We start from the raw sequence: 16597 nt of genomic DNA on the forward strand, positions 1-16597 counted from the left end.
CACACCACATCCTCAGCACGGCACCCTTGCGTCACAGCCGTAACGCGGTAGGTTCGTCGCCATGGACCAGGTGGACCCGAGCTCGACCCGTCACAAGGGACTTTGGGCGACGCTGGCGATCACCGCGGTGACCAGCGCCAGCGCCGTCGCGATCGCGCTGCCGGCGACCTCCACGGCCGATCCGGTACCCGCGCCGCCGACCAACACCGCGCCGCCGCCCGCCGCTTCGCCCGCGCCCGCCGCACCGGGTGCGCCCGCCACACCGCCGCCAGCGCCGCCGGGGGACCCCAATGCCGCGCCGCCACCACCTAACGCCGCGCCGCCACCACCTCCGGTGGACCCGAACGCGCCGCAGCCACCCCCGGTCGACCCGAACGCCGGCCGCGTCACCAATGCAGTGGGTGGATTCAGCTTCGTCGTGCCCCCGGGCTGGGTGGAGTCCGACGCCTCGCATCTCGACTACGGCTCGGCGATGCTGAGCAAGACGACGGGGCAGCCGCCCATGCCCGGCCAGCCGCCGCCGGTGGCCAACGACACCCGCGTCGTGCTCGGGCGGCTGGACCAAAAGCTTTATGCCAGTGCCGAAGCCAACGACGCCAAGGCCGCGGTGCGGCTCGGCTCGGACATGGGTGAATTCTTCATGCCGTACCCCGGCATGCGAATTAACCAGGACGCCACGCCGCTCGCCGCCAATGGGTTATCCGGCAGCGCGTCGTATTACGAGGTCAAGTTCAGCGATGCGGCCAAGCCGAACGGCCAGATCTGGACCGGCGTGATCGGCGCGCCGGCGAGCAACGCCGGCCCGCCGCAGCGGTGGTTTGTGGTGTGGCTCGGAACCTCGAACGACCCCGTCGACAAGGTCGCGGCCAAAGCGCTCGCCGAGTCGATTCAGCCCTGGACTCCGCCGCCCGCCGGGGCTCCCGTTCCGGGGGCTCTGCCCCCGGGTGCTCCGGTCATCGGCCCGCCACCTCCGGCGGCCCCTGCGCCTGAGGTACCCGCCCCGGTCCAGGGCGCTCCAGCTCCGGCGCCCGCACCGGGCGCACCGGCTCCGGCGCCCGCCCAGGCCCCGGCCGGGGAAGTCACCCCGACGCCCACCCCGACGCCGCAGCAGACCCAGCCCGCTTAAGGACTCCAGGGTCAGGAGAGTCGCATGGATGTCTCGGCGGCGTCCCTCGCTCCGCCCACGGCGGTGAGCTGGCTCGCCTACATCGTCATCGGCGGAATCGCCGGCTGGGTAGCCGGCAAGATCGTCAAGGTCGGCAACGCCGGCATCCTGTTGAACGTCGCCATCGGCGTCGTCGGCGGATTCATCGGCGGCATGATCCTCGGCTGGCTTCACGTCGATGTCGAGCATGGGCGCATATGGTTTACGTTCTTCATCTCACTCCTCGGAGCGGTCGTTCTGCTCTGGGTCGTCAGCCTGGTGCGCAGGCGTTAGATAGACAATGCCCGCGAGCATGACGGCCTGGCGCGTGCGCCGGCCTGGCCCCATGAAGACTCGCCCGCTCGAGCGGGTCACCACCGATGTGCCCCGCCCGGGACCCGCCGAGTTGCTGGTGGCCGTGCGCGCGTGCGGGGTGTGCCGCACCGACCTGCACGTCACCGAGGGCGATCTGCCCGTGCACCGCGAACACGTCACCCCCGGGCATGAAGTGGTCGGCGAGGTTGTCGAGGTCGGCCCCGAGGCGGGCGACGGATTCAGTGTGGGGGACCGCGTCGGCATCGCCTGGCTGCGCTACACCTGCGGCGTGTGCACGTATTGCCGTCGGGGCGACGAGAACCTGTGTCCGAAGTCCCGCTACACCGGCTGGGACGCCGACGGCGGATACGCCGAATTCGCCACTGTCCCTGCGGCTTTCGCGCACCACTTACCGGACGGCTACGGGGACACCGAGCTGGCGCCGCTGTTGTGCGCCGGCATCATCGGGTATCGGTCGCTGCTGCGCGCCGAGCTGCCGCCCGGCGGTCGCCTCGGGCTTTACGGCTTTGGCGGCAGCGCCCACATCACGGCGCAGGTGGCGTTGGCGCAAGGGGCCGAGGTGCATGTGATGACGCGCGGGGAAAGCGCCCAGCGGCTGGCGATGGAACTCGGCGCCGCGTCGGCCCAGGGTGCCGCCGACCCGCCGCCGGTGCCGCTGGACGCCGCGATCCTGTTCGCACCCGTCGGTGATCTGGTGTTGCCCGCGCTGGAGGCGCTCGACCGCGGTGGCACGCTGGCGATCGCCGGCATTCACCTGTCCGACATTCCGGCGCTGAACTACCAGCGGCACCTGTTCCAGGAACGTCAGATCCGGTCGGTGACGTCGAACACCCGCGCCGACGCCCGCGAGTTCCTTGCCTTCGCCGCCGAGCACCACATCGAGGTCACCACGCCGGAATACCCACTCGGGCAAGCGGATCAGGCGCTGACCGACCTCAGCGAGGGTCGTATCGCCGGGGCCGCCGTGCTGCTGGTGTGAATTAGGCGAAATGCCAGACCAGCGCGGCGGCCAGGGCGCCCAGCCCGTTCAGTGACCAGTGCAGCGCGATCGGCGCGATCAGGCTGCCGCTGCGCCGGCGCAGCCAGCTGAAGACAAACCCCGCCGCCCCGGTGGCCAGCACCGCGAGCGTGACGCCGGCCAGCATCCCGGCGACGCCGCCGCCGAACAGCCGCGTAAACCCGACATTGCTGCTCGTCAGGCCGAGCGACGTCGCAACGTGCCAAAGTCCGAACAGCAGCGAACCCGCCAGCGCCACACCGCGAAACCCCCAGGCCCGATGCAGCGCGCCGTGCAGCACCCCGCGAAACGCCAATTCCTCCGGGATGACGGTCTGCAGCGGGATGACGACCATCGAGGCGACCAGTGCACCGGAAATCGTCGCGTAGTGGTGGTTGAGGAACATCGGCCGGGTCATCGGCAGCAGGACACCGATGGCGATCACCGATCCGACGAGGGCCACGGCACCCAGCGCATACCCCAGCCCGGACTTCCAATGCTCCCGGCCCAGACCCAGTTCGGCCCAGCCCAATCCCCGATAACGAACCAGGATCACCAGCCCGACGGCCGCGGCCGGCACGGTGGCGATGCTCGCCCACGGGGTGGTGAAGTGCGCGATCAGATTCGTCAGCACCAAGGTCAGGACGACCACCGCGATGTCGACATGCAGTCGGAACCTGGTGTCGGCTGCGGCGGTGATGTCGGGCACCTGGCAAGTTTACCCGCGCGATTGTGGCCGCCCGGCTTACTCGACGTTCGAGACGACTCGCTGGCGCGCATAGTCCTTCAGTTCCGCCGAGAGCGCGTCGGCCACCAGCAGCTGGGGGAGCAAGGCCGGTTCGGACATTCGGGCGCAGAAGACCAGACCGATCGTCACGTCGTGGTCGGGACGGTGTTCGAGGCTGATGGCGTCGCCCGCCCGCACGGTCCCCGGCGAAATCACCCGCAAGTAGGCGCCGGGTTTTCCCCCCTCGGTGAAGGTCTTGATCCAGTGATTTAAGTTGAGGAAGGCCTGAAATGTCCGGCATGGTGTGCGCGGCGCGGAGACCTCCAGCAGCAGGCCGTCGGAACCGATGCGCCACAGTTCACCGATCCGCGCCCCCGTCACGTCGATGCCCGAAGTGGTCAGGTTCTCGCCGAAGTTTCCGTTGGCGAGTGGTCGCTGGAGTTGACGCTCCCACTCGTCGAGGTCTTCGCGCGCGTAGACGTAGACGGCCTGGTCGTCACCGCCGTGGAACTTGGGATTGCCGATGAAATCGCCGACCAGCCCGCTGCCCACCCCTTCAGGCGCGCGCACCATGACCGGCTCGCCGGCCGCCAGTTTGTCGATGCCGGTCACGTTCGACATCGCGCGCGGATCCGGGTTCGCCATCGCCTGCGCCACGTTGACCGATATCACGCTCGACACGGATTCACCGTAACAGCGCCGAAACTGCGCTCAGATCGAAAAATCGGGCGCCGAAGCGCTCTGTACGCAGACTCGATGACCTATCCGCGGGCCGCCCAGGTCCAGCCGGCGATCTGCGGGTCGTCCTCGCCGTGCTCGCGGGTGTAGCGGCGCGCGGCCAGCCGCGCGTCGACCATGCGCTGACGCAGCACGGCGGCCCGGCTGGCCAGCCCGTCCACCCGGTCGATGACGTCCATCACCAGATGGAAGCGGTCGAGGTCGTTGAGCATGACCATGTCGAACGGCGTCGTCGTGGTGCCCCGCTCCTTGAATCCCCGCACGTGCATTCCGGCGTGGTTGGCGCGGCGATAGGTGAGCCGGTGGATCAGCCACGGATAGCCGTGGTAGGCGAAGATCACCGGCTTGTCGGCGGTGAACAGCGCGTCAAATTCCTTGTCGGGCAAGCCATGTGGGTGTTCGGACTCGGGCTGCAGCCGCATCAGGTCAACGACGTTGACCACCCGCACCTGCAGCTTCGGCAGCTCGCGGCGCAGGATGTCGGCGGCGGCCACCGTCTCCAGCGTGGGAATGTCGCCGGCGCAGGCCAGCACCACATCGGGCTCACCGCTCGCCGTGCTCGCCCACGGCCAGATGCCCAGCCCGCGGGTGCAGTGCAGGATGGCGTCGTCGATGGACAGGTAGGACAGCGCGGGCTGCTTGCCCGCCACGATGACGTTGACGTAGTCGCGGCTGCGCAGGCAGTGATCCGCCACCGACAGCAGCGTGTTGCCATCCGGCGGCAGGTAGACCCGCACCACCTCGGCGCGCTTGTTGGCGACCAGGTCGATGAACCCGGGGTCCTGGTGCGACGCGCCGTTGTGGTCCTGGCGCCACACGTGGGAGCTCAGCAGGTAGTTCAGCGATGCGATCGGCCGCCGCCACGGTAGCTCCCGGCTGGTGGACAACCATTTCGCGTGCTGATTGAACATCGAGTCGACGATGTGCACGAACGCCTCGTAGCAGTTGAACAGGCCGTGCCGCCCGGTCAGCAGGTAGCCCTCCAGCCAGCCCTGGCACAGGTGCTCGGAGAGCACCTCCATGACGCGGCCGTCGGGGGCCAGGTGGTCGTCGTCGGGCCCGGTCTCGGACAGCCACACCTTGCCGGTCGACTCGAAGACGGCCGAAAGCCGGTTGGAGGCGGTCTCGTCGGGACCCATCAGCCGGAAGTTGTCGAGGTTGCGGGTGATGACATCGCGCAGGAAGGTGCCGAGCACCCGGGTCGCCTCGTGGGTCGCGACGGCCGGCTGCTCGACGGGCACCGCATAGTCGCGGAAGTCCGGCAGGTCCAGGTCTTGCAGCAACAGGCCGCCGTTGGCGTGCGGGTTGGCGCTCATCCGCCGATCACCCGACGGCGCCAGTGCCCGCAACTCGGCCCGCAGCGCGCCGTTCTCGTCGAACAGCTCCGCGGGCCGATAGCTGCGCAGCCATTCTTCGAGCTGCGCGCGGTGCTCGGGGTTGTCGTGCGTCTCGGCCAGCGGAACCTGGTGTGAGCGCCAGGTGCCCTCAACGTGCTTGCCGTCCACCACTTTTGGCCCGGTCCAGCCTTTCGGTGTGCGCAGCACGATCATCGGCCACACCGGCCGCGCGGCGTGATCCGACACGCGCGCGGCGCGCTGAATGGCCGCGATGTCGTCGAACGCATCCTCCAGCGCGGCCGCCAGTTTTTGGTGCACGCCGGCCGGGTCGTCCCCGGCGACCGTGATCGGGCGGTAGCCGTAGCCGCGCAGCAGCGATTCCAGCTCGGCATGCGGAATACGCGCCAGGACAGTGGGATTGGCGATCTTGTAGCCGTTGAGATGCAGGATCGGCAACACCGCGCCGTCGACGGCCGGGTTGAGGAATTTGTTCGAGTGCCACCCGGCCGCCAGCGGCCCGGTCTCGGCTTCGCCGTCGCCGATCACACACGCGACCACCAGATCGGGGTTGTCGAACGCCGCGCCATAGGCGTGCACCAGCGCGTAGCCGAGTTCGCCGCCCTCGTGAATGGATCCCGGCGTCTGGGCGGCGACGTGGCTGGGGATGCCGCCGGGAAAAGAGAACTGCCGGAACAACTTTCGCATTCCGTCGATGCTTTCGTCGATGCCGGTGTACACCTCGCTGTAAGTGCCTTCGAGATACGCGTTGGCCACCAGCCCGGGGCCACCGTGACCTGGTCCGGTGATGTAGATGACGTTGGCGTCGCGGGTGCGGATGATCCGGTTGAGGTGCGCATAGATCAGGTTCAGCCCGGGCGTGGTGCCCCAGTGTCCCAGCAGCCGCGGTTTGACGTGCTCGGCGGACAGCGGTTCGGTCAGCAGCGGGTTGTCCAACAGGTAGATCTGACCGACCGAGAGATAGTTGGCGGCGCGCCAATACGCGTCGATCACGGCCAGTTCGTCGTCGGAAAGGATTGCGGTCGCGGTGTCGGTTTCCAGGCTCACCCGGCCGATTGTCCGCCCCGCTGGTGAACGCCGCTAGAAACTAAGGTCACTCCTCGCCGCGGGCCCGAGCCTCGTAGGCCCGGCGCTTCTCGACGTCGACGTCGTCGGTGAACACATGGTCGCCGCCGAGCCGCCGGTTCAGGGCCTCTCCGATGGCGCGCGGCCAGAATTTCTGCGACACCACCATGGCGCCGGCCGCCCTGGTGATCCGCACCCGCGGCTTGGGGCGGGCCACCAGGCCCACGATCGCGTCGGCGATCTCGGCGGGCTCGGCGTTGCGCAATCCCTTGACCCCGGCGGTGCCCGCGGTGAGCTCGGTGTTGACGAAGGTCGGCGAGACCATCGAGAACTTCACACCCGCGGACCGGTACTCGAGCCGGGCCGAATCGGTGAAGCCGATCACCGCGTGCTTGCTGGCGCAGTAGGTGGCCAGCCCGACGACGTTGAGCTCACCGGCCAGCGAGGCGACGTTGATGACGTGCCCGCGCCCGCGCGGCACCATCCGCTGGACGGCCAGTTTGCTGCCCAGGATCACGCCGTAGACGTTGATGTCCAGGATGCGCCGGGTGACGGCGTCCGGCTCGTCGATGATGCGGCCGACGGGCATGATGCCGGCGTTGTTGACCAGCACGTCGATCGGTCCGAGCTGGCGCTCCACCTGGTCGAGGAAATCGGCAAACGAATCCTTGTCGGTGACATCGAGCTTGCCGTAGACGTCGAGCCCGAGGTCGGCACCGGAGTCCTTCACCTTGGCCTCGTCGACGTCGCCGATCGCGACCTTGGCGCCCAACTTGTGCAGCGCGGTCGCGGTGGCCAGTCCGATCCCGCGTGCACCGCCGGTGATCACGATGACTTTTCCTCGGACCTTGACGCCGATCGATGCCGTGTCTGCCATGCGGTAAGCACAGCACGACGGCCGGAAATTATGAAGTACTGCGGTACTCGTGACAGCGGACCGGCGCGGCGTGATGATCACAAGATGACCGCTCCAGTCAATACCGATCGAACGGCGCCCGCCGTCGACGTGGTCGTGGTGGGCGCAGGTATCGCCGGCCTCTATCTCGCCTACCGCCTCAGCCGCGCCGGGTACGGATTTCGCGTGTTCGAAGCCGGCGACGATCTCGGCGGCACCTGGTATTGGAACCGGTATCCGGGTGCGCGAGTCGACGTGCCCAGCGTCGATTACATGTTCAGCTTCGACCCCGACTGGCGGCGGGACTGGCAATGGTCGGAGAAATACGCCACCCAGCCGGAAATCCTGCGCTACCTGAACCATGTCGCGGACAAGCACGACCTGCGGCGTCACCTCACCTTCTCGACGCGGGTAGAACGGGCACGCTGGGACGACGACGCATCGCTATGGCGTGTCCGCACCGACGGCGGCGACGAGGTCAGCGCCCGCTTCGTCGTGATGGCCACCGGTTGTCTGTCCATGCCCAAGCCGCCCGAGGTCGACGGACTCGAGCGATTCGGTGGTGAGGTGTACTTCACCAGCCGATGGCCGCACGAACCCGTTGATTTCGCGAACAAGATTGTGGCGGTGATCGGAACGGGTTCCTCTGGCGTGCAATTGATTCCGGTCATCGCGCAGGAAGCCCGAGAGCTGGTGGTATTTCAACGCACCCCGAACTTCTCGATCCCAGCGCGCAACGGCCCACTATCGGCCGAAAAGCTCGCGCAACTGACCGATGAATCGGAATACCGTGCGGCGGCGCGTATTTCGTGGGGTGGCATTCCGGGAGAACGCAGCATCATCCAGACCTTCAGCGTCTCGGAGCCCGAACGACAGGAACGCTTTGAGCGCGCCTGGCAGGGTGGCCTGCTATTCGATACCTTTACTGTTTTCTCCGACGTTCTCAGCAATCCCGCGGCTAACCACGAGTTGGCCGAGTTCTTCCGCAACAAGATCCGCTCCATCGTCGCGGATCCGCAGACGGCAGCCGATCTGTGCCCCACCGATCACCCCATCGGCACGAAGCGACCCTGCCTGGACACGAACTACTACGCCACTTACAACCTGCCGCACGTGCGGCTGGTGAACATCCGGAAACATCCGATCCGGCACGTCACGGAAACCGGCATCGATACCGCCGACGAATCGTTCGACTTCGACGCGATCGTGTTCGCCACCGGTTTCGACGCCGTGACGGGAGCGATCACCGCCGTCGACTTCAGGGGACGTAATGGCTTGGCCCTCAAGGACAAATGGGCGGACGGGCCGCACACCTACCTCGGCTTGACCACGGTCGGCTTTCCCAATCTGTTTTTCATCACCGGCCCCGGCAGCCCCTCCGTGCTGTCGAACATGGCGGTGTCGATCGAACAACACGCGGACTGGGTGCTCGACTGCCTCGGTCACCTGAGCGCCTCCGGGTTCGATGTCATCGAGGCCACCGAGCTCGCCGAAGCCGGTTGGATGCAACACGTCAACGACTGCGCCGACATCACGCTCTACCCGGCCGCGAACTCGTGGTACATGGGCGCCAACGTGCCCGGTAAGCCACGGGTGTTTCTGCCGTACTGTGCCGGCGTCGACTTCTACCGCGTCAGCTGCGACGAGGTGGCGGCACGCGATTACCTCGGCTTCAGGCTGTCGGGTCCCCACGGCTCGCGGTGCAACGACGGCGTGGTGCGCCGGCTGCAACCAGACGTGGAAATGGTCCTGATGGAGGCGGCGGCGCTGAATCCGCCGCGGATCGAATCGTTGCCCGTCGATGACGCCCGCGCGCTGTACCAGCAGATGTCGACGACGCTTCCGCCCGGGCCGGACGTTGGCGAAATCATCGACGACGTAATGCCCGGCCCCGCAGGGGATTTGGCGTACCGACTCTATCGTCCGCCGACCCCGGGCCCGCATCCGGTCATCGTCTACTTCCACGGCGGCGGCTACGTCCTGGGCGGCGCGACTTCGGATGATCCCCTGTGCCGGGACCTTTGTGTGCGCAGCGACGCGATCGTCATCTCGGCGGACTATCGCCACGCGCCCGAGCACCGATTTCCCGCGGCGATCGATGACGGCATGGCCGCGCTGCGGTGGGTCGCGGACAACACCGAGGCACTCGGCGGCAGACCGGGCCGGCTCGCCGTGTGTGGCTGGAGCGCGGGTGGAGGCATCGCGGCGGTGGTGTGCCGATTGGCGCGAGACATGGGTGGGCCCACCATCGTCGGTCAGGCGTTGTTGACGCCGTTGACGTCCGGCGACATGACGCGCGCATCCTTCGCCGAGAACGCCGACGGCTACGGCCTCACGACGCCGCTACTCGGTTGGTTCTACGACCATTACATCGACGTGGCGGATCGCGCTGACCCGCGGTTCGCCCCCCTGGAGGCCGCCGACCTGACCGGGTTGCCGCCGGCAATCGTGGTGACGGCCGAGTTCGATCCGCTGCGTGATGTCGGTGAGGCCTACGCCGCCGCGCTCGATGCGGCCGGGGTACCGACCGAGTATGTCCGCGCCCGCGGGCACACCCACCTGTCGGTGCCCATGGTCGACGCGGTCATCTCAGGCGCACCGATACGCGCGCGGATGGCGGCCGCGTTGCGCGGCTTCTTCGCCGCGACGCGCACCCCCGAGCCCGCCTCCTGAGGTGGCGATGCAATAAAGAGCGCCGGTCGCGGTTTGCTGCGTGCAGATGCGCCCGGTTCCAGCGAGCACGAATTCGCCTCCGAATGGGCCGCGGGCGCGGCTTTATCCACCGACGAGGCGATTGCCTTCGCGCAGCGTAGCGGCGGCGCCGCCCGCTAGGCGCGGTCATGGTGAAACGAATTCCGATCACCCGGCGATAAAGGAAAGGTAACGAGTTGATGCGTTCGCGCCTCGACCGCCGGGAAAGGGAGGCGAATGAAAGCCAGAGGAATTGTGGCTGCCGTCGCCGTGGGCAGCGCACTCTCGCTTGGTGCGTCGCTGACGACGCCACCGGCCCACGCGGACCGAACCAAGGGCGCCACGACTGACCACAACCCTTACAGCGGCCCTTATGAGGGCTACTGCACCTGGGGCGCCCAGGAACAAATCCACGAGCACACCGGCTACTACATCAAGGCGCTGACCGGCAACGCCGAAAACTGGGCGTATCAAGCCGAAGCGGCGGGTTGGACAGTGGTGGGCGAAGCTCAGCCCAACTCGATCGCCGTCTTCAGCAGCTCGGTCGTCGGGGGCGTCGGACATGTCGCCTGGGTCGACGCCGTCAACGGCAGGCGCATAACCATCACCGAGATGAACGCCGGCTACGGGGCCACCGTCGCGAACGGATACCACACGTCGGGTTTCCACCAATTCGACACGCGCACCGTCGAAGATGGCCCGGGAATCAGCTACATCTTGATTCCGTGAGTCGTCGGATGACGACCGTGAGTTGCCAGCCGGCCAGTCGTAGGCTGGGCTCCGCGAGAGAGGTGCTGGCAATGGCCGCTTACGATTTTGCCGCGTTGTGGGACGCGCACTGCCGCTACGAGTTCGAAACGCGGGACGTGGACGCCACCATGTCCACCATGGTGGCGGAACCCTACGTCAACCACATCCCCACCATGACCGGCGGCGTCGGCTTCGAGAGCTTGCGACATTTCTACGCGCACCATTTCATCGGGCAGAATCCACCCGACTTCGAACTGATTCCCGTCAGCCGAACGGTCGGGGAGAGTTCCCTCGTCGACGAGTTCGTCGTCCGCTTCACGCACACCACTCGGATGGATTGGATGCTGCCCGGCATTGAGCCCACCGGACGCGCGGTGGAAATTCCGACGGTGGCCGTCGTGCAATTTGAGGAAGACAAACTCGTGCACGAGCACATCTACTGGGACCAAGCCAGTGTGCTCGTTCAGCTGGGTCTGCTCGATCTCGACGGCCTTCCCATCGCTGGGGTCGAGACCGCGCGCAAAGTACTCGACGTTTCTCTGCCCAGCAACACACTGATGACCCGCAAGTTCATGTGAAACCCACCGATGTTCGGGATGGGAGCGGGCGTCCTGTGAAATTCTGTGGGCGTGTCCGCGGCTGCTGCTCCTTCGGGCGTGGTGACTTTTCTGTTCACCGACATTGAGGGGTCCACCCGTCGGTGGGAGGCCGACGCCGAGGGCATGCGGGCGGCACTGGCCGCGCACGACACGGTGCTGCGCGAGGCGATCAACGCGCAGGGTGGGTGGTTGTTCAAGCACACGGGTGACGGGGTGTGCGCCGCGTTCGCCTCGCCAAGCGGTGCGGTCGACGCGGCGGTGGCCGCGCAAAGGGCGCTGGAGCTGCCGGTACGGATGGGCATCGCCACCGGCGAAGCGGAACTCCGCGACGGCGACTATTTCGGTGCCGTGCTGAACCGTGCGGCACGGGTGATGGCCGCAGGGCACGGGGGTCAGATCCTATTGGCCGAGTCGACGGCCGGCCTGCTGGGCGGGGTCGATCTGGTGGATTTGGGGCCGCGCCGGTTGCGGGATTTGCCGACCGCGATCGGGTTGTTCCAGGTCCGCGCGGCCGGCCTGCCGGCGGACTTTCCCGGGTTGCGGACGCTGGATACGACTCCGGGGAACCTGCGACCTCCGACCACGAGCTTCATCGGACGAGAGTCGGAGGTCGCCGACCTGCAATCCGCACTGAAAGCGAATCGCTTGGTCACACTCACCGGGGTGGGCGGGGTCGGCAAAACTCGCCTTGCGTTGGAAGTCGCGGCACGGCTGGCCGGTGAATTCCCCGACGGTGTTTGGTTTCTCGACTTGGCTGCGGTCACCGACCCGGCCGCGGTGCCGGACGCGGTGGCCGCGGCGCTGGGCATCGTCCAGCAGCCGGGCAAAACCGTGGAGGAGAGCGTCGCGTCCGCGTTGGAGGACAGAGTCCGGCTGCTGGTGTTCGACAACTGCGAACACGTTGTCGACAGCGCCGCGGATCTCGTCGAGGCGATTCTGGCCGCATCGGCGACCGTGACGATCCTCGCGACCAGTCGCGAAGGGTTGGGGTCCGGCGACGAAAAGTTATGGCGTGTGCCCTCGCTCGACGTCAACTCCGGAACCGAATCCGCCGGTGTGCACCTCTTCCTCGACCGTGCCCAAAGCGTCGTGTCGGACTTTTCGCTGCTCCAACCCCTCGAAGCGGAGGCCGTAATAGATATCTGCCGCAAACTCGACGGCATCCCGTTAGCCATCGAATTGGCGGCCTCGCGGATGGCGTCGATGACCGCCGGTGAGGTGCGCGATCGGCTAGATCAGCGGTTCCGCCTCCTGGTCGGTTCGCGGCGCGGTCTGTCACGCCACCAAACCCTGCGCCACGCGGTGGCATGGTCTTACGAACTTCTTGGTGAAGCCGAAAGAACCTTGCTGGCAAGGTGTTCGGTATTCGCTGGCGGATTTGACCTCCAAAGTGCCTGCGCAATAAGCGGATTGAGCGAATCCCAGGACGTCGACGATTATGCAATCCTCGATCTACTGGACGCGCTGGTGCGCAAATCATTGCTCATCGTCAACCGCTCGACGGGGCGGACCCGGTACTCGATGCTGGAGACGATCCGCCAGTTCGCCGAGGACCAGCTCGTCGCTTGCGGTGAAGCGGAAACGACCCGCCGTGCGCATGCCCGCTACTTCGTGGGGCGTGCAGCCGACATCATGACGGTGTGGGACAGCCCGCGCCCGGTTGATGCCTACGCGTGGTTCACCGCCGAGCTGGCCAACTTGCGCACCGCGTATCGGTGGGCCGCCGACCAGGCTGATCTCGACGTCGCCGCGACGATTGCGATCTACGGGTCGATGCTTGGCGTTCAAAGCGAAAAATACGAGCCCCTCACATGGGCCGAAGGACTCATCGAACCCGCGCGAGCCGTCCGCCATCCGAAGCTCGCGGCCCTATACGTGTATGCGGCGCTGTGCTACGTCCTTGGACGGGTCGAGGATGCGGTTCAGTACGCCGACGCCGGCCGGCCCGTGATCGAGAGTGGCGAATTCGACGATTTGCGCTACGGCGAGGAGGGCATCCTCGCGGGTGCGTACAGCGTCATCGGCCAACCCGAACGTGCGGTCGAGTGGGGCAGCGCCCAACTTGCCCGAAATCGCGATACCTATGGAATCACCGCCGCTAACCTCGTCCTCGCGCTGGTGTGGGCCGGTCGCACCGATGAGGCGATGGCACTGGCGCACAACCTCGTCGATTCCCCGGAGGCCACCCGCAACCCGTGGTGCCACTCGTATGCATTGTTCAGCTATGGCTACGCCTTCAGCGAGGTCGATCCCATCCGCGCGTTGGAAGCCCTGCGCCGGGGCATGGCGATCGCGCAAGCCAGCGGTAGCCGGTACAACATCAGCGTCCTGGCGGCTGTGTTGGCCCGATTAGAGGCCAAGCACGGCGACCCGCTGGCCGCCTTGGAATACATCACCGTGACCATCCGCACCGTCCACGACTCCGGCAACACCGCGACACTCGGTACCGCTTTGGCAGTGCTCGCCACCCATTTCGACCGGCTGGGTCGCTACGCACCCGCGGCCACGATCGCCGGCTTCGGAGTCAACCCGCTCAACATCGCGGGACTGCCCGAACTCAACACTGCAGTGGCCCATCTGCGAGAGGTGCTCGGCGAGCCGGCATACGAATCGCTGGCCCGCAAAGGCGGCGCGATGACGGCACCCGCCATAGCCGTGTATGCACTCGACCAAATCGACCAGGCGTCAGCAGAACTGAAGGCGGCCACGCGCTAATCTTCGCGCCTGGCCTTGTCTTCCAGCTGCGCGGCCAAGCCGAATTCCTCAGCGAGCGTTCGCAAATCCGCCGCTGAGGCCACGTACGATGGCCGTTCGTTCGACCGAGGCGAGTTACCGCGCCACGAAAAGCGAGATTCCAACCCCACCAAGTCGAGACAGCCGATGGTCAGTGGTTGCACACCGGGAAGACGCACGGTCAGGCCGGGCGTCGCGGGATAGTCATAGGTGCTGCCGTCGCCGCTGTGGACGCTGTCGGCCTGAAACGTTGCCGGTGTCGCCGTCACGTGCGCACGCGAAGCCGAGGCATTTCGCGCGTCGCCGTCCGGGTCGATCACCCGCAGAGCGTGGTTGTCCACGTCGAGGATCAGGCTCGGTTGCGAGAGCGATTGCTGATGGCGCATTTGCTTTCGGAGTGCGAACGACCCCATTTCTTCGGCCAGATAGGGGTTGGGAAACAACAAGCACCGCGTCGGTTCCCCCGGCACAGGCCCGCGCACAGCCAGCCCACCGCTGGCGAGAAGCTCGTCGAACTCGTTGGCCCACAACCACGCATCGACGGCCTGGACCGGTTGCGCGTCGAGCCGTGTGGTGGGAGCAATGCGACGGTCTCGTCCGCCGAGAACGAAGCGGCGAGAACCATTTTGGAGGTGAAGGGCCACACCCATGTTCGGCCAGGGGCCCAGCTTTGCATCGACGAAGGGAAAAGCGTCGCGCCGCTGATTGACGGTCAGGCCGTCGCTGGTGACGCCGATCAGGACCTTTCGCCGCGACCGCCACCACACGTAGCCGGTTCCGGCCAGAGCGAAGATTGACAGCGCTACGAGGCCAGCCACGGCGATCGTGTAGCCCTCGCTCCGCCGGGTGACGAACGACGCGACGACCACCAAGATCACCGCACACATCGGCGCCTGCACGAGGTACCGGCCCTTCCCGGTGGCAAACGCATTCATCTGGGTGGCCATGGGCGGGGCGGAAGCTACGAACTGGCGCGACGGTGCCGAGTGCTCGTTGACGCTCATGCCAAAAGTATCGGGCACCGGAACCACTACCGATCCCAATGGCGCCTTGACTCGGTCGCGTTTTGCATTCAGGGGTCGACCCGTCGCTGGGGTTGGTGTGCAATGTCCCGATGACCGCCTCCGCGATGGTGACGCACTCCTGCGACATGAACGCTTCCCCGGAATGACGCAGGTGCGACCGGCTGTCCCTGAGGACGCACATGACGTCGCCAGCGTGCAGGTCCGGTCGTGGCAGTGGGCGTACCGCGGACTGATCGCCCAGAGCTACCTCGACGGCCTCGATCCGGAAACCTATTCCGGCACATACACGTTCGGCCGCATCGGGATCGGGTTGCCGTACACCCTGGTCGCGGTCGACGCCTCGACGATCCGCGGCTTGGCAACCACCGGCAGGTGCCGCGACGCGGAGCTGTCGAATTGCGGTGAGCTGATGGCGATCTACGTCGACCCCGCGCACGTGGGCACCGGAGTCGGGCGCGCGCTGATAGCCGCCGCTCGCGAGCGGCTGCGCACGGTTTACCCGCAGGCCGCGCTGTGGGTGCTGGACGGGAACGCTCGCGCGCGGCGATTCTACGAACGCGACGGCTGGGGCTTCGATGGCACCCGGCGCACTAGGACCTATGGCGGTGCGCCCGTGCAAGAACTGCGCTACCGGCGCGATCTCTAGCGCAGCGTCAGCCAGGCCAGGCTGGCCGCCCCGGCCAGGGCGCAATAGATCGCGAACGGCGTCAGCGTGCGGGTTTCGAAGTAGCGGGTCAGATACCGCACGGCGAGGTAGGCGCACACGAACGACGCCACGCTGCCGGCCAGCACCTGACCGCCGATCCCGCTGCCCAGTGGCCCGAACAACTCCGGGATCTTGTACACCCCGGCGGCCAGGATGATCGGTGTCGCCAGCAGGAACGAGAACCGCGCGGCGTCCTCGTGTGACAACCCGCGCCACAGCCCGGCCACGATGGCGATGCCGGACCGGCTGATCCCGGGCAGCAGCGCCAAGATTTGGGCCGAGCCGATCAGCACGCCCCGGCGCATCGGCATTCGAGCGAGCCGGTTGTCGACTGCCTCCCCGCCGTGCTCGGGTTCGGCTTCGCTGGTGGGGCTCGCGCGCTTGCGCAAAACCTCGCCCGCATACAGCACCACGCCGTTGAGAATCAGAAACACCGCCGCGGGAATGGGTTTGCCCAGCGTCGTGCGAAATGTCTTTTCCAAGGCCAGCCCGGCCAGACCCACCGGGATGGTGCCCGCCACCAGCAGCCAGGCCAACCGCTCCCCGGAGGTCTGGATGCGCCGATGCCGCACCGAGCTGGCGAACCCGGCCAGCACGCGCACCCAGTCCCGCCAAAAGAACACCAGCAGGGCGGCGGCGGTCGCGACGTGCAGGCCCACCAGGAACGCCAGGTAGGGCGATTGCGGTGCGGAAACGTTCAGATCTTGGGCCCATCGGCCGCCGGCCAGCGCCGGCACCAACACCGAGTGCCCGAGGCTGGAGACCGGGAACAACTCGGTGATGCCCTGGGCGGCGCCGACGATGACGGCTTCGAGGTAGCTCAGGTGCGCACTCAT

Annotated in this window: 14 protein-coding genes; 8 read left to right on the forward strand and 6 right to left on the reverse strand. The window is 67.0% G+C overall.

Annotated elements, in window-relative coordinates; genetic code table 11:
- Window positions 1-61: 61 nt before the first annotated feature.
- Genes G6N66_RS13430 through G6N66_RS13440 form a run of 3 tightly spaced genes read left to right on the forward strand, consistent with a single transcriptional unit; the run spans window position 62 to window position 2459 of the window.
- A complete protein-coding gene (locus G6N66_RS13430) occupies window positions 62-1126 on the forward strand; it encodes an alanine and proline-rich secreted protein Apa (RefSeq protein WP_085234457.1) in 1065 nt (354 codons plus the stop codon).
- Window positions 1127-1150: 24 nt separating this feature from the next.
- The gene (locus tag G6N66_RS13435) at window positions 1151-1438 is read left to right on the forward strand and encodes a GlsB/YeaQ/YmgE family stress response membrane protein (RefSeq protein WP_085234458.1); all 288 of its coding nucleotides are present in this window, start codon (window positions 1151-1153) and stop codon (window positions 1436-1438) included.
- A gap of 7 nt (window positions 1439-1445) precedes the next feature.
- A complete protein-coding gene (locus tag G6N66_RS13440; RefSeq protein ID WP_085234459.1) occupies window positions 1446-2459 on the forward strand; it encodes a zinc-binding alcohol dehydrogenase family protein in 1014 nt (337 codons plus the stop codon).
- A gap of 1 nt (window position 2460) precedes the next feature.
- Here G6N66_RS13440 and G6N66_RS13445 read toward each other — a convergent pair whose 3' ends face one another.
- The 4 genes from G6N66_RS13445 to G6N66_RS13460 form a co-directional block, all read right to left on the reverse strand.
- Window positions 2461-3186: a CPBP family intramembrane glutamic endopeptidase gene (locus G6N66_RS13445; RefSeq protein WP_139825352.1), complete on the reverse strand. Its 726-nt coding sequence runs from the start codon at window positions 3184-3186 to the stop codon at window positions 2461-2463.
- Between the two features lie 36 nt (window positions 3187-3222).
- Window positions 3223-3876, reverse strand: coding sequence for an MOSC domain-containing protein (locus tag G6N66_RS13450; RefSeq protein ID WP_232079504.1), 654 nt, complete (start codon window positions 3874-3876; stop codon window positions 3223-3225).
- Between the two features lie 89 nt (window positions 3877-3965).
- Window positions 3966-6344, reverse strand: coding sequence for a phosphoketolase family protein (locus tag G6N66_RS13455; RefSeq protein WP_085234461.1), 2379 nt, complete (start codon window positions 6342-6344; stop codon window positions 3966-3968).
- Between the two features lie 46 nt (window positions 6345-6390).
- Window positions 6391-7239, reverse strand: coding sequence for an SDR family oxidoreductase (locus G6N66_RS13460; RefSeq protein WP_085234462.1), 849 nt, complete (start codon window positions 7237-7239; stop codon window positions 6391-6393).
- An 84-nt stretch (window positions 7240-7323) separates the two neighbouring features.
- On the opposite strand from G6N66_RS13460, the gene G6N66_RS13465 reads away from it, so the two are divergent.
- From G6N66_RS13465 to G6N66_RS13480, 4 genes are all read left to right on the forward strand, one after another.
- Window positions 7324-9930, forward strand: coding sequence for a flavin-containing monooxygenase (locus G6N66_RS13465; RefSeq protein WP_085234463.1), 2607 nt, complete (start codon window positions 7324-7326; stop codon window positions 9928-9930).
- A 273-nt stretch (window positions 9931-10203) separates the two neighbouring features.
- Complete coding sequence (locus G6N66_RS13470) at window positions 10204-10677, forward strand: CHAP domain-containing protein (protein WP_232079293.1); 474 nt, start codon at window positions 10204-10206, stop codon at window positions 10675-10677.
- Window positions 10678-10748: 71 nt separating this feature from the next.
- A complete protein-coding gene (locus tag G6N66_RS13475) occupies window positions 10749-11276 on the forward strand; it encodes an ester cyclase (RefSeq protein WP_232079294.1) in 528 nt (175 codons plus the stop codon).
- A gap of 45 nt (window positions 11277-11321) precedes the next feature.
- Window positions 11322-14012: an ATP-binding protein gene (locus G6N66_RS13480; RefSeq protein ID WP_232079295.1), complete on the forward strand. Its 2691-nt coding sequence runs from the start codon at window positions 11322-11324 to the stop codon at window positions 14010-14012.
- Here G6N66_RS13480 and G6N66_RS13485 read toward each other — a convergent pair.
- The gene (locus G6N66_RS13485; RefSeq protein WP_139825353.1) at window positions 14009-15061 is read right to left on the reverse strand and encodes a hypothetical protein; all 1053 of its coding nucleotides are present in this window, start codon (window positions 15059-15061) and stop codon (window positions 14009-14011) included. The genes G6N66_RS13480 and G6N66_RS13485 overlap by 4 nt on opposite strands.
- A 136-nt stretch (window positions 15062-15197) precedes the next feature.
- Here G6N66_RS13485 and G6N66_RS13490 point away from each other — a divergent pair, with 136 nt between their 5' ends.
- Window positions 15198-15701, forward strand: coding sequence for a GNAT family N-acetyltransferase (locus G6N66_RS13490; protein ID WP_085234467.1), 504 nt, complete (start codon window positions 15198-15200; stop codon window positions 15699-15701).
- Here the strand turns inward: G6N66_RS13490 and G6N66_RS13495 are convergent.
- Window positions 15698-16597: an undecaprenyl-diphosphate phosphatase gene (locus G6N66_RS13495; RefSeq protein WP_085234468.1), complete on the reverse strand. Its 900-nt coding sequence runs from the start codon at window positions 16595-16597 to the stop codon at window positions 15698-15700. The genes G6N66_RS13490 and G6N66_RS13495 overlap by 4 nt on opposite strands.

Source organism: Mycobacterium conspicuum (genome assembly GCF_010730195.1).
Lineage (GTDB): Bacteria > Actinomycetota > Actinomycetes > Mycobacteriales > Mycobacteriaceae > Mycobacterium > Mycobacterium conspicuum.

What these genes read in the sequence shown, in the direction of transcription:
- G6N66_RS13460 (WP_085234462.1), bottom strand. Translation starts at nt 7,239, where the DNA reads ATGGCAGACACGGCATCGATCGGCGTCAAGGTCCGAGGAAAAGTCATC.
- G6N66_RS13495 (WP_085234468.1), bottom strand. Translation starts at nt 16,597, where the DNA reads ATGAGTGCGCACCTGAGCTACCTCGAAGCCGTCATCGTCGGCGCCGCC.
- G6N66_RS13490 (WP_085234467.1), top strand. Translation starts at nt 15,198, where the DNA reads ATGACGCAGGTGCGACCGGCTGTCCCTGAGGACGCACATGACGTCGCC.
- G6N66_RS13440 (WP_085234459.1), top strand. Translation starts at nt 1,446, where the DNA reads ATGCCCGCGAGCATGACGGCCTGGCGCGTGCGCCGGCCTGGCCCCATG.
- G6N66_RS13430 (WP_085234457.1), top strand. Translation starts at nt 62, where the DNA reads ATGGACCAGGTGGACCCGAGCTCGACCCGTCACAAGGGACTTTGGGCG.
- G6N66_RS13465 (WP_085234463.1), top strand. Translation starts at nt 7,324, where the DNA reads ATGACCGCTCCAGTCAATACCGATCGAACGGCGCCCGCCGTCGACGTG.
- G6N66_RS13475 (WP_232079294.1), top strand. Translation starts at nt 10,749, where the DNA reads ATGGCCGCTTACGATTTTGCCGCGTTGTGGGACGCGCACTGCCGCTAC.
- G6N66_RS13435 (WP_085234458.1), top strand. Translation starts at nt 1,151, where the DNA reads ATGGATGTCTCGGCGGCGTCCCTCGCTCCGCCCACGGCGGTGAGCTGG.